The following is an 11896-nucleotide window of genomic DNA, read 5'->3' as shown; positions in this document are numbered from 1 at the left end:
CGCCGCACACGTGCCGCCCCGCCCGCCGGGCCGCCCGGCTAGCATCGCAGGCATGAGCGAGCCCCGGCCGGTCAGGCTTCCCCACGGCGGCACCTTGAACTGCGACACCTGCCGCAACGACGTGTTCGAAGAGTACCGGTGGAAGCTCCAGACGACCGGGCTGACGTTCTTCAACCTCGACTGGGCCAACCGCGACGCCACCTGCTTCGTGTGCACCTCGTGCCGCCGCATCCACTGGTTCCACCTGTGACGCGCCCGGGGTGCGCGGACGTTATGAGGCGGTATGGTGGTGATCACCCTTGACCCGGCGGGATCGCCACCCCCTGCCCGAAGGCGAACACGATGAACGCAGACCACCACCCGACCCCCCTCCGCTCCGATCAGATGCGCGTCTCGCACGAGGAGCGTGAAGCGGTGGTGGAGCGGCTGAACACCGCGGCAGCCGAAGGGCGCATCGACTTCAGCGAACTGGAAGTGCGGCTGGACTTGGCGCTGAACGCCAAGACCTACGCCGACCTGGCGCCCCTCACCGCTGACCTGCCCCAGGAGATCCCGCCGGAGCCGCTGGTCCTCAAAGGCGGCCTGAACGGCGAGTCGCGGACCGGGCGCTGGCAGGTGCCGGCGCAGATCACCGTGTACGGCGGCATGGGGAGCGTCAAGCTCGACTTCACCGAGACCCAATGCCGGCTGACCGAGATCGCGATAGAAGCGCACGGGCAGACCGGCGGCGTCACGATCGTCATCCCCGATGGGTGGGCGGCCGATACCTCGGGGATGAATCCGGGCCTCGGCGGCTTCAGGGACAAGACCACCTCGGAGCGGCTCCCCGGCACGCCGCGGATCCGCCTGACCGGCAACGGCGGGACCGGGGGCACGGTCATCCGCCACCCGAACAGCTGGGAACGCCGGGTGCAGCGGCGCAAACAGGAGCGTTGAGCGACCCCGGTGGCCGTCGACTCCTCGGTGGAGCGGTCTGCGGGGGAGGACGCGCGGCGCGGGCGCTTCGACGCCGTCTCGGCGGCTCGCCCGCGCTGCTCTACTCTTGCCGCGAAAGGCAGGCGGGAGAGGGGTTCGCGTGAAGCCTGGCGTGGATGATGCACACGGTTCATCCTTGGACGCGGTCCTCGAGCGCGTCACGTACGCCAACGAGGAGACCGGTTACACCATCGCGCGCGTGGCCACAGAGCGGTCCGGGTCCGAGTTGCTCACCGTCGTGGGCCCGCTGCTGGGCGCGCAGGTCGGCGAGTCGCTGCGGCTGCGCGGCCGCTGGACGTCCCATCCTCGTTACGGCCGCCAGTTCGAGGTCTGGTCCTACACCACCGTGCTGCCGGCCACCGTGCAGGGCATCCGGCGCTATCTCGGCTCGGGGCTGATCAAGGGCATCGGCCCCAAGATGGCCGAGCGCATCGTCGACCACTTCGGCACCGGTACCCTCGACGTCATCGAGCACCATCCCGAACGACTCGTCGAGGTGCCCGGTCTCGGCCCCAAGCGCACCAAGATGATCGCCGCCGCCTGGGAGGAACAGAAGATCATCAAAGAGGTGATGATCTTCTTGCAGGGCGTCGGCGTGTCCACCTCGATCGCGGTGCGCATCTTCAAGCAGTACGGCGAGGAGTCCGTCTCCGTCGTGCGCAGCCGTCCGTACCAGCTGGCCGACGACGTGTGGGGGATCGGCTTCAAGACCGCCGACACCATCGCCCAGGCGGTCGGCATCCCGCACGACAGCCCCGAACGCGTCAAGGCCGGCCTGCGCTACACCCTGTCGCAGGCCGCCGACGACGGCCACTGCTACCTGCCGGCGCCCAACCTCGTCGCCGACGCCGTCAAGATCCTCGACGTGCCCGCCGACCTCGTCGCGGCCTGCCTGGAGGAGCTCGTCGAGGCCGAGGGCGTCGTACGCGAGCGCGTCCCCGCCGGCGACAACGTCGTCCCGGCCGTCTACCTGCCGCCCTTCCACCGCGCCGAGGTCTCGCTGGCCTCCGGGCTGCTGTCGCTGCTGCGCGCCGGCCACGACCGGCTCAAGGCGTTCGCCGACGTCGACTGGGAGCGCGCCGAACGCTGGCTGCACGGCCAGACCGGCGCCGACCTGGCCGCCGAGCAGCGCCAGGCCGTCCGCCTGGCCCTGACCGAGAAGGTCGCCGTGCTCACCGGCGGCCCCGGCTGCGGCAAGAGCTTCACCGTGCGCTCGATCGTGCTGCTGGCCCGGGCCCGGCGGGCCAAGGTCATCCTGGCCGCGCCCACCGGCCGCGCCGCCAAGCGCCTGGCCGAGCTGACCGGCCACGAGGCCACCACCGTGCACCGCCTGCTGCAGCTGCGTCCCGGCGGCGAGGCCACCTTCGACCGCGACAACCCCCTGGACGCCGACCTCGTGGTCGTCGACGAGGCGTCCATGCTCGACCTGCTGCTGGCCAACAAGCTCGTCAAGGCGGTCGCGCCCGGCACCCACCTGCTGTTCGTCGGCGACGTCGACCAGCTGCCGTCGGTCGGCGCCGGCGAGGTGCTCAAAGACCTGCTGGCCGCCGACGACGTCCCCCGCGTCCGGCTCACCCAGGTCTTCCGCCAGGCCGCCGAGTCCGGGGTCGTCGTCAACGCCCACCGGGTCAACACCGGACGCCACCCCGTCCTGGAGGGCATGAAGGACTTCTTCCTGTTCCCCTGCGAGGAGCCGGAGGAGATCGCCGCCCTCACCGTCGACGTCGTGGCCCGCCGCATCCCGCGCCGCTTCCGCCTCGATCCGCGCCGCGACGTGCAGGTCCTGGCCCCGATGCACCGCGGCGCCGCCGGCGCCGGCGCTCTGAACGCCGCCCTGCAGGAGGCCCTCACCCCGGCCCGCGAGGGCATGCCGGAACGCCGCTACGGCGGTCGTGTCTTCCGCGTCGGCGACAAGGTCACCCAGCTGCGCAACAACTACGACAAGGGCGCCAACGGCGTGTTCAACGGCACCGTCGGCATCGTCACCGACCTGCGTCCCGACGAGCACAAGCTCACCGTCCTGACCGACGAGGACGAGAGCGTCGAGTACGCCTTCGACGAGCTGGACGAGCTCGCCCACGCCTACGCCGTCTCCATCCACCGCTCCCAGGGCAGCGAGTACCCCGCGGTCGTCATCCCCCTGGCCACCAGCGCGTGGATGATGCTGCAGCGCAACCTGCTGTACACCGCCATCACCCGGGCCAAGAGACTCGTCGTGATCGTCGGCTCGCGGCGGGCCCTGGCGCAGGCCGTGCGCACCCGCGGGGCGGGCCGCCGGCACACCGGCCTCACCCACCGCCTGGCCCGGTGACCTGCCCACACCGGCAAAAGTGACGGAAACGTGACCGAACATCCCTAATTGATTCGGCGTCTTACGAGCAGGAGCATTAAGGTCTTTGACGTACCTTTAGGTACCGCTGGGAGAGGACTGCCTTGAACGTCGCGCCCGCTCGAAGGAGAACCGCCACCGCGCTCGCGCTGCTCACCGCCGCAACGCTGACGGCCTCATGTTCGAGTGGTCCCGCCGCACAGGATCCCCAAGGCCCCGACGGGACCACCGTGGCCACGCCGCAGGCCCCCACCGTGAAGATCACCCCCGCCGAGGGCGCCAAGAAGGTCGGCCTCGACAAGAAGATCGTGGTGACCGCCGCCGGCGGCGCACTCGAGGACGTCACCGTCGAGGCCGACGGCGAGACCCTCAACGGCACCTACAACGCCGACCGCACCCGCTGGGTGTCCAAGACCTCGCTCAAGCCGTCCACCAGCTACAACGTCTCGGCCAAGGCCGGCGTCACGAGCGTCACCAGCACCTTCACCACCGCCAAGCCCGAGCGCGCCCTCCAGGTCGCCGACGTCACCCCCAACCTCAAGGGCGAGACCATCGGCGTCGGCGCCCCCATCATCGTCACCTTCAACCAGCCCGTCTCCAACAAGGCCACCATCGAGCGCGCCCTGGAGGTCGAGGCGGAGAAGCCCGTCGAGGGCGCCTGGCGCTGGATCAACGACACCGTCGTCATCTACCGCACCGAGAAGTACTGGCCCGCCCACCAGAAGGTCACCTTCAACGCCAACATCACCGGCCTGAAGGCCGGCAAGGGCCTGTGGGGCACCAAGGACTACTCCACCACCCTCAAGATCGGCGCCAAGCAGATCAGCAAGGTCGACGTCGACAAGCACATGATGTACGTCTACAAGGACGGCAAGCGCGTGCAGACCATGCGCATCAGCGCCGGCATGGCCACCACCCGCGAGTACACCACCACCTCCGGCGTCCACCTGACCATGGAACGTGCCCACCCGGTCCGGATGATCTCCCCCGGCCGCAAGAAGGGCGACCCCGGCTACTACGACGTGATGATCGACCACGCGGTGCGGATCTCCAACTCCGGCGAGTACGTCCACGCCAAGGACAACGTCTGGGCCCAGGGCGTGCGCAACGTCAGCCACGGCTGCATCAACGCCCGCCCCGACCAGGCCAAGTGGTACTACGACAACATGCAGCGCGGCGACGTCGTCGACATCACCGGCACCGACCGCGAACTCGAATGGAACAACGGCTGGGGCTTTTGGCAGTTGTCCTTCGCCGAGTGGAGGAAGGGCAGCGCGCTGAAGGGGGAGCAGGCGTGAACGAGGTGCGCATCCGTCCCGGCGGCCCCGCCGACACCGCGGCCGTGCTGGCCATGTTCGACAGCGCGGTCGCGTGGCTGGCCGCGGCCGGCCGTACCGGCCAGTGGGGCAGCGACCCCTTCACCGGCAACCCGAAGCGCACCAGCCAGGTCGCCGCCTGGGCCGCCGGCGGCGGCCTGCGCGTCGCCGAGGTCGGCGGCGAGCCCGCCGCCTGCATCGTCGTCGGCGCCGCCCACGACTACGTGCCCGCCGCCACCGAACCCGAGTTGTACGTCCAGGGCCTGGTCACCGACCGCCGCTTCGCCGGCCACGGCGCCGGCCGCGCCCTGCTCGACTGGGCCGCCGGCGAGGCCCGCGAGCGCGACGCCGGCCTGCTGCGCGTCGACTGCTACGCCGGCGGCGACGGCCGCCTGGTCGCCTACTACGAAAGCTGCGGCTTCACCCGCGTCGCCCCGTTCACCGTGGGGGAGTGGCCCGGCATGCTCCTGCAGCGCCGCCTGACCTGACCGGCTGACCTGACACGGCCGATTCAGGAAAGAACGCGGCCGCGACCCTTCCTACCGTGGTCCCCTCACGCGACGACGCAACGAAGGACCACCATGACCGTCGACCAGGCCACCCCCACCGAGCGCGCCGACCTGCTGGCGGTGCCGGCCAACCAGCGCCGCCTGCTGCGGCACACCGCCCGCGACCTCACCGACGAGCAGGCCGCGCGCCGCACCACCGTCAGCGAGCTGTGCCTGGGCGGCCTGATCAAGCACGTCACCGCCTCCGAGCGCAACTGGGCGGGCTTCCTCCAGAACGGGCCGTCGGCGATGGCCGACGTCGACGCCATGACCGAGGCCGACCTGGCCGCCTGGGCCGACACCTTCCGGATGCTGCCCGGCGAGAGTCTCGCCGGCATCCTGGCCGACTACGCCGACGTGGCGCGCCGTACCGACGAACTGATCGCCACCCTGCCCGACCTGGACGCCGCCCAGCCGCTGCCGCGAACTCCCTCATCATCCGCGAGTCCCTGGACGGCGCCAAGACCTTCGGCTGACCACTGAGCGCCGCCGCGGCGGCCGAGGTGGACGGGGTGGTGTTGAGGATCAGGTCCGCGCCGCCGTCCCAGGCCCCGGAGGGCCTCGGCCGGGTCGCGGTCCTGGGTGGCGATGAACCGCTCGGCGCCCATCCGCTCCGGCCGCCGCTCGCCCCGGCCGGAGCGGCTGATGACGGCCACACGGGATCCCATGGCGGCGGCGTAGCGGACGGCCAGCGCGCCGACACCGCCGGTGCCGATGACCGCGACGCGCGAGGTGGCGGCGATCCCGCCCTGCCGCAGGCCGTTGAAGGCGGTCAGGCCCGCGCACATCAGCGGCGCCGCCGCGACCGGGTCCAGGCCCTGCGGCAGCGGGGTCACGAAGTCTGCCTTGAGCACGGCGTATTCGGCGTAACCGCCGTCCATGGCGATGCCCGTGAACCGCTTGCGCGGGCAGAGGATCTGCTCGCCGGGTACGCAGTGGTCGCAGTGGCGGCAGGAGTCGCCGAGGAACTGCGCGCCCACGGCGCTGCCGGCCTCCGGCCACGACACGCCGGGACCGGTCGCGGCCACCACGCCGGTGATCTCGTGACTGGGGACGACCGGGAACGGAGCGCTCGTCGAGGACGTCACCGGCGGCTGCGGGTGCGGCTCGCGTTCAACCCGATCGCCGCCCCGGGAGGTCGCCTCGTCGTCTATGGCAGGCTCGACCGGCGCCCCGCCCCGCTCCCGAACGCCCAGAGTTACCCGGCCCTGACCACTTGCACCTACACCCTGTTCGAGGTCACCACCGATCCGCAGCGCCTTGCCCGCGGCGTCGCGTTCGTCAACGCCGGGCTGGCCTGCGGCAGCCTGAGCCCGGTCATCGACCGGACCTTCGACCTGGAGGACATCGCCGAAGCCCACCTGTACATGGAGTCCAACACCCAGATCGACAAGATCGTGGTCGTCGTCCGGCACTGACGCCGCCGTCCGGCGCGTCACGCTGCTTCGACGCGGGTGGAGGGGACCATGCGGCCCGTTCCACCCGGTCGCAACGCCGTGCCAGGTCGAGGGCGGAGCGGGGCGGCGGGCCGCCGCCCTTCACCACTGATCCGCCTCGGAGGCCGCCTTGGCCTTCGTACCGACGCCGCCGAACAAGGCGAGACCCGTGACGACGATCCGGGGCGCCCCTCGCCTCCTGCTGACGGCGCTCCTGCCGAACGCGCCGAACAGGCCCAGCCCCTTGACCTCGACCTCGACGTCGTCGGGGACGATGACCTCCGTGTAGCCCCACAAGGCGAAGACGCACACCCGGATCTCCCGGCTGGCGAAGCGGGCATCGCGCAGGTCGATCTCGCCGCCCCCGAACATCGACAACGACGTGAACCGGCGTGGGGCCACCCAACGGCCCTTGCGGCTGAACCAGCCGAACACGCTCATCGCGAAGCGGGAGCCGGGCTCGTCGCGCACCACCAAGGTGTCCGTGCGGGCGGGCTCCGGAAGGTCGTGGCATGCCAGCGCCAGCTCTGCCCGGGTCGCGGCGCGGTAGATCTCGGTGAGGCGCTGGTCGAGCTCGGTCAGATCGATCACTCCCGCGGCGGCGGCCGCCTGGAGCCGCTGGGCCGCGCGGTCGCGGTCCGCGTCGGAGGCCCGCGGTTGCCGGCTCGGGGTGGCGTCGGGATGCTCGATCATGCTCGGGTCCTTGTCCGTTCGAACGGGGCATCAGCCATTCTATTCTCCAAGTGGAGAACAGGTCACTCCAGCCCGGACTCCTCCACCATGTGAGCCCCCAGCATCCGCGCGAGCTGAACACGGAACTCCGCTTCGTGAACGGGATCGTCCGGATCGTGCCCCATGCCCGCCAGCCACGACCGGCCGCCTATGGCGAACCCGTACGCCGCCGACAGCCCGACCAGCACCACGGCCTCGATACGCGACCGGCCCGGGACGGGCCGTCCCGGCAGCGCGGCGCGAATGCCCGCCTCGATCGTGTCGATCAGCTCCACCAGCTCCGGCCGCGCGGCGCCCCGGTAGTCGGTGTGCATCTCGGCCCAGACGAACAGGCGCAGATAGCGCTCGTCCGCCAGGGTCTCGAACACCACGTCCATGATCCCCGCCGCGAGCGGCACGCCGTTCTCGGCCCGGATACGATCGCGTACGCGTTCCTCGATGCGATCGTTCTCGACCCGCAGCACCTCGCGGACCAGCGCGGCATAGGTGCCGAAATAGTGCGACACCAGCCCATGGGCTACGCCGGCGGCCTCGGCGATCTGTCTCAGGCTGACGTTGTCCGGACCCCGTTCCCTGATCAGCTCGGCCGCCGCCGCCAGCAGCTCCGCACGCGACTCCTCCGGGCTGCGCCTACGTCTGGGTGCCATGGGCGGCAGCCTATTGTCCGGCGGACAACACAGGCTGCCGCAGGTCGCCAGAGCACTCCGCGAACCTCACTCCGAGGGCATCGGGGCGTGACCGACGTCGGCGCCGTCGCCGGCCAGCAGCAGGGTCCGCGCCGACTGATAACGGCAGCCGGCGGCGTCGAACGCGGCCGCCGTGGCGAGCAGCCGCTCCCGGTCGCCGTCCAGCAGCGCCTGGGCCCGCTCCACGAGGGCACCGGCGACCGGGTTGCCGGCCACGACCGTCCGCGCCTCGGCCAGACGCTCGCCGGCCTCGGGGCTACCGGCGAGCACCGCCGCTTCGGCGCGCAACGCCACATACCAGTGAAGCCAGATCCAGGTGACCCATTGCCACACCTCGCCGGGCTCGGGCGCCAACCGCTCCAGCGCCTGCCGCGCCTGCCCGCGGTGGAGCAGCAGCATCGCCTCGAAGATCGCCCCGTACCCGCAGGTGTTCCCCGGCGAGGGATCCACCTGGTGCAGCACGGCGCTCCATTCACGGCGGGCGTCCTCGTCGCCGCGCAGGCCATGGACCATCGCCACGGCGGCCGCCGGCGGGCCGAGGACGGTCCTGGCGGGTCGGCCGGCCCGCTCCCACGCGTCGAGGAACCGGACGCCGCCGGTGAGGACCTCCTCCACATTGCCCGCCAGCGCGTCCGTCACCAGCAACCAGCCCGTGGCGCGGTGGCCGACCTCCGCCAGCAAAGGATGATCGGCGAGCTGCCGCGCCCACCGGCGCGCACCCGGCAGGTCACCGGTGCCGAGGCCCGCCTCGGTGGCCTCGGCGAGCGCCTCGATCAGCTCGTGGGTGCCCGCCGGGGTGTCCGACGCCGACGACAGCAGCGTGATCCGGCGCCGGGCCGTGCCGGCGGCGGCGAACGTGTCACCGGCCCAGCTCTGGGCGCAGGTGAGCGTGTCGAGCGCGGCCGACTCGGCGAGCGGGTCACCCGTGCGGTGAGCGAGCTCGACCGCTCGTTCGGCGCGTGCGATCGTCATCGGGAGCGCATCGCCGTCCAGGCCCTGCGGGGTCCCGATCTCGATGAGCGCCCGCCCGGCCTCGGCCAGCGCCACCGCGGCCTGCGCGGCCGGGTCGTCGCCGGCCAGCTCCCGCGCCCGGGCGATCATCACGCTCGCCTCTTCATGCGGCACCTTCCCGGTGAACTTGCCGGAGAACCGGTAGGCGCCGGCGGCGGCGGTCGCCAGGTCGCGGGCGGCGCCGGCGGTGTCGCCGGACCGCAGGACGGCCTCCGCGGCCGCGCGGTGCAGGCGGTACATGTCGTCACCGTTCATGCGGCAGCCGGCCACGGCCGCGGCGTGCCGGAGCATCGACGCCGCCTCGGCGTCGTCGTCGGCGAGCGCGGCGGCCTGCTCAAAGCGCCCCTGGGACTCGCCGATCAGGTGACGGGTGAACGACAGCTCCGCCACGCGCCGGGCGAGCAGGTAGGCGTCCGTGCGCTGGTCCGGCCGGTCGGCCGCCCACGCCAGGGCCGCGCGCAGATCGTCCGCCACCGCGTCGAACCCGGCCCGCCAGCCGTCCCGCGCCACCGCCAGCCCGGCGGCCTCGTCCAGGCACCAGCGAACGTGACGGGATCGGACCTCGGCCAGCTCACCGGCCTCGGCCAGCCGCTCCACCCCGTACTGGCGGATGGTCTCCAACGCCCGGTACTCCGTCCCGCCCCGGGACGCCGTCACCACCAGCAGGCTCTGCTCGGCCAGCCGGGCCAGTCCCTCGGCGACGATGCCCTCCTCGTCCCCGGTCACCTGCGCCGCCGCCGCAGCCGTAAAGGGCGCGACGAACACCGACACCCGGCGCAGCAGCGCCCGGTCGGCCGGCTCCAGCAGGGCATGGCTCCAGTCCAGCGCCCCGCGCACCGAACGGTGCCGCTCATCGGCGCGAGAGCCGCCGGTCAGCATCCGCAGCGGGTGGGACAACGCGGCGGTGATGCCGTCCAGCCCGAGCGTGGAACACCGTGCGGCGGCCAGCTCGATCGCCAGCGCCATCCCGTCCAGCCGTTCGCAGATCGCGGCGATCTGGCCGCGCTGCGCGGGATCGGGCGACCGGCCCACCGCCGCCGCCCGTTCCAGGAACAACGCGACGGCGTCCGACTCGCCGTCGGCGGGCAGCGACAGCGGCGGGATCGGATACACCCGTTCGAACGGCACCATCAGCCGTGCCCGGCTGGTCGCCAGCACCGTCACCCGAGGGCACGTCGCCAGCAGCCGCTCCAGAAACAGCGCCACGCCGTCCACCACGTGCTCGCAGTTGTCCAGCACCAGCAGTGCATGACGGTCGGCGAGCGCGGCGAGCACGGAGTCGGTCATGTCGCGGCCGGGCTGCTCACCGACGCCGACCGCCCCGGCGACCGCAGTGGCGATCAGCTCCGGATCGGTGACCGGCACCAGGTCGACGAACCACACCCCGCCCGCGTACTCGCCGGCCGCCTCCGCGGCCACCGCCAACGCCAGCCGCGTCTTGCCCACTCCGCCGGGGCCGACCGCGGTGACCTGACGGTGCGCCCTGATCATCTCGGCCAGCTCGGCCCGTTCGCTCACCCGGCCGACGAACGAGGTCAGCGGGGCCGGCAGCACCGCCGGCGGCTGCGGCACCGCCGCGGCGGCCGGCGCGGGCGGGCGCCGGGCGAGCGCGCGCCGATCGGGAACGTCCAGCTTGCGCAGCAGTGAGGAGACGTGACTCTCCACGGTTCGTACCGAGATGCACAGCCGTGCCGCGATCTCGGCGTTGCTGAGATGGGCCCCGACCAGTTCCAGCACCTCGGCTTCCCGAGGCGAGACATCCACTCCTGCCAGCATTGCCCCAGTTTGCCGTATCTCCTTCGCGGCCCCCATCCGCGACCGCCACCGTACGCCGCTCCGTGCCGCCGATCCGTGGCCGATTCCGTGGTCACCACGGATGCGGCCCCGCCAGGCCGCAAGCCAAGCTGTGCCTACCGACACAACGGGCCGATACGACCCACGACCACAGGAGCGACCATGACCACCCAGGGAATCAAGACCGTCCTGCACCCCGTGTCCGACCTCGCCAAGGCCAAGACGGTTTACACCGCCCTGCTCGGCGTCCCCCCGCAGACCGACTCGGCCTACTACGTCGGCTTCGACGCCGCGGGCCAGCACATCGGGCTCGTGCCGGGCGGTGGACCGCAGGGCATGACCTCACCGGTGGCCTACTGGCACGTCAACGACATCGAGACGAAGCTGGCCGACCTCACCGCGGCCGGAGCCACCGTCAAGGAGAGCCCGCACGACGTCGGCGGTGGCCGCCTGGTCGCCACCGTCACCGACCCCGACGGCAACGTCCTCGGGCTGATCCAGGACCGCTGAGCACACCGCCTCGCTTCAGTTCCGACACCCCAAGGAGAAACCAGCCATGAGCAGCACCTACAACGGATTCACGGTCGAAGAGCGCGCCGCGATGAAGGAGCACGCCCAGGAGCAGAAGAAGGCGTCGCGCCGCACCTCACGCGCCGACAAGGCGGCCCAGGACCACCAGGACGTACTCGCGAAGATCGCCGAGATGCAGGACTCGGACCGCATCATGGCCGAACGCGTCCACGCCGTCATCACCGCCACCGCCCCGGCCCTCGCGCCGAAGCTCTGGTACGGGATGCCCGCCTACGCGCTCGACGGCAAAATCGTCTGCCACTTCCAGTGCGCGGCCAAGTTCAAGACCCGCTACGCGACCCTCGGATTCAGCGACCAGGCGAACCTGGACGACGGCACCATGTGGGCCGCCGCATTCGCCCTGACCGAGGTGACGGCCGAAGTGGAGGCGCGCATCAGCGCGCTGGTGAAGCAGGCGGTGAGCTGAGCCGCGCCACAGGCGGGACGACTCGGCTCGACATGCAGCAGGTGGCCGGCGTCACGCCGGCCCCACCCGCCC

At 71.9% G+C, this 11896-nt stretch carries 12 protein-coding genes and 1 pseudogene; 9 read left to right on the top strand and 4 right to left on the bottom strand.

From position 1 onward, the window contains the following. The first annotated feature begins 52 nt into the window (after positions 1–52). The 6 genes from C1J01_RS40010 to C1J01_RS52720 all read left to right on the top strand — a co-directional run bounded on the left by C1J01_RS40010 (position 53) and on the right by C1J01_RS52720 (position 5651). The gene (locus tag C1J01_RS40010) at positions 53–250 is read left to right on the top strand and encodes a hypothetical protein (RefSeq protein ID WP_111184265.1); all 198 of its coding nucleotides are present in this window, start codon (positions 53–55) and stop codon (positions 248–250) included. Positions 251–384: 134 nt separating this feature from the next. Next, positions 385–936, top strand: coding sequence for a DUF1707 SHOCT-like domain-containing protein (locus C1J01_RS40005; RefSeq protein WP_235854976.1), 552 nt, complete (start codon positions 385–387; stop codon positions 934–936). Positions 937–1075: 139 nt separating this feature from the next. Next, positions 1076–3286: an SF1B family DNA helicase RecD2 gene (gene recD2, locus C1J01_RS40000; protein WP_111184263.1), complete on the top strand. Its 2211-nt coding sequence runs from the start codon at positions 1076–1078 to the stop codon at positions 3284–3286. Positions 3287–3558: 272 nt separating this feature from the next. Next, on the top strand, positions 3559–4602 hold the full coding sequence (locus tag C1J01_RS39995; protein WP_235854975.1) for a L,D-transpeptidase: 1044 nt from the start codon (positions 3559–3561) through the stop codon (positions 4600–4602). Beyond that, a complete protein-coding gene (locus C1J01_RS39990) occupies positions 4599–5108 on the top strand; it encodes a GNAT family N-acetyltransferase (RefSeq protein WP_328589727.1) in 510 nt (169 codons plus the stop codon). The genes C1J01_RS39995 and C1J01_RS39990 overlap by 4 nt, the downstream gene beginning before the upstream one ends. Positions 5109–5201: 93 nt before the next feature. Next, positions 5202–5651: a mycothiol transferase gene (locus C1J01_RS52720; protein WP_111184260.1), complete on the top strand. Its 450-nt coding sequence runs from the start codon at positions 5202–5204 to the stop codon at positions 5649–5651. A gap of 395 nt (positions 5652–6046) precedes the next feature. Here C1J01_RS52720 and C1J01_RS52715 read toward each other — a convergent pair. Continuing rightward, positions 6047–6196 (bottom strand): annotated as a pseudogene (locus C1J01_RS52715) (hypothetical protein); the annotation flags it as partial. Positions 6197–6211: 15 nt separating this feature from the next. On the opposite strand from C1J01_RS52715, the gene C1J01_RS51600 reads away from it, so the two are divergent. Then, the gene (locus C1J01_RS51600) at positions 6212–6586 is read left to right on the top strand and encodes a zinc-binding dehydrogenase (protein ID WP_235854974.1); all 375 of its coding nucleotides are present in this window, start codon (positions 6212–6214) and stop codon (positions 6584–6586) included. Positions 6587–6706: 120 nt separating this feature from the next. Here C1J01_RS51600 and C1J01_RS39970 read toward each other — a convergent pair whose 3' ends face one another. The 3 genes from C1J01_RS39970 to C1J01_RS39960 form a co-directional block, all read right to left on the bottom strand. After that, positions 6707–7297, bottom strand: a complete 591-nt coding sequence (locus tag C1J01_RS39970; protein ID WP_111184259.1) for a DUF1707 SHOCT-like domain-containing protein — start codon at positions 7295–7297, stop codon at positions 6707–6709. 62 nt (positions 7298–7359) lie between these two features. Continuing rightward, positions 7360–7983 (bottom strand): TetR/AcrR family transcriptional regulator, encoded by a 624-nt coding sequence (locus C1J01_RS39965; protein ID WP_235854973.1) that lies wholly within the window; start codon positions 7981–7983, stop codon positions 7360–7362. Between the two features lie 66 nt (positions 7984–8049). Beyond that, on the bottom strand, positions 8050–10809 hold the full coding sequence (locus tag C1J01_RS39960) for an ATP-binding protein (RefSeq protein WP_181449228.1): 2760 nt from the start codon (positions 10807–10809) through the stop codon (positions 8050–8052). Positions 10810–10989: 180 nt separating this feature from the next. On the opposite strand from C1J01_RS39960, the gene C1J01_RS39955 reads away from it, so the two are divergent. Next, positions 10990–11337 (top strand): VOC family protein, encoded by a 348-nt coding sequence (locus tag C1J01_RS39955; protein ID WP_111184258.1) that lies wholly within the window; start codon positions 10990–10992, stop codon positions 11335–11337. Between the two features lie 46 nt (positions 11338–11383). Beyond that, positions 11384–11824 carry an iron chaperone gene (locus tag C1J01_RS39950; protein ID WP_111184257.1) on the top strand — a complete coding sequence of 147 codons (441 nt, stop codon included), beginning with the start codon at positions 11384–11386 and terminating at the stop codon, positions 11822–11824. The last annotated feature ends 72 nt before the right edge of the window (positions 11825–11896 follow it).

This window comes from Nonomuraea aridisoli, from assembly GCF_003236395.1.
GTDB lineage: Bacteria > Actinomycetota > Actinomycetes > Streptosporangiales > Streptosporangiaceae > Nonomuraea > Nonomuraea aridisoli.
The sequence above is the reverse complement of the archived record's forward strand: the minus strand, read 5'-3'. Positions and strand labels throughout refer to the sequence as shown.

What these genes read in the sequence shown, in the direction of transcription:
- C1J01_RS40010 (WP_111184265.1), top strand. Translation starts at nt 53, where the DNA reads ATGAGCGAGCCCCGGCCGGTCAGGCTTCCCCACGGCGGCACCTTGAAC.
- C1J01_RS40005 (WP_235854976.1), top strand. Translation starts at nt 385, where the DNA reads ATGCGCGTCTCGCACGAGGAGCGTGAAGCGGTGGTGGAGCGGCTGAAC.
- C1J01_RS52720 (WP_111184260.1), top strand. Translation starts at nt 5,202, where the DNA reads ATGACCGTCGACCAGGCCACCCCCACCGAGCGCGCCGACCTGCTGGCG.
- C1J01_RS39970 (WP_111184259.1), bottom strand. Translation starts at nt 7,297, where the DNA reads ATGATCGAGCATCCCGACGCCACCCCGAGCCGGCAACCGCGGGCCTCC.
- C1J01_RS39965 (WP_235854973.1), bottom strand. Translation starts at nt 7,983, where the DNA reads ATGGCACCCAGACGTAGGCGCAGCCCGGAGGAGTCGCGTGCGGAGCTG.
- C1J01_RS39960 (WP_181449228.1), bottom strand. Translation starts at nt 10,809, where the DNA reads ATGCTGGCAGGAGTGGATGTCTCGCCTCGGGAAGCCGAGGTGCTGGAA.
- C1J01_RS39955 (WP_111184258.1), top strand. Translation starts at nt 10,990, where the DNA reads ATGACCACCCAGGGAATCAAGACCGTCCTGCACCCCGTGTCCGACCTC.
- C1J01_RS39950 (WP_111184257.1), top strand. Translation starts at nt 11,384, where the DNA reads ATGAGCAGCACCTACAACGGATTCACGGTCGAAGAGCGCGCCGCGATG.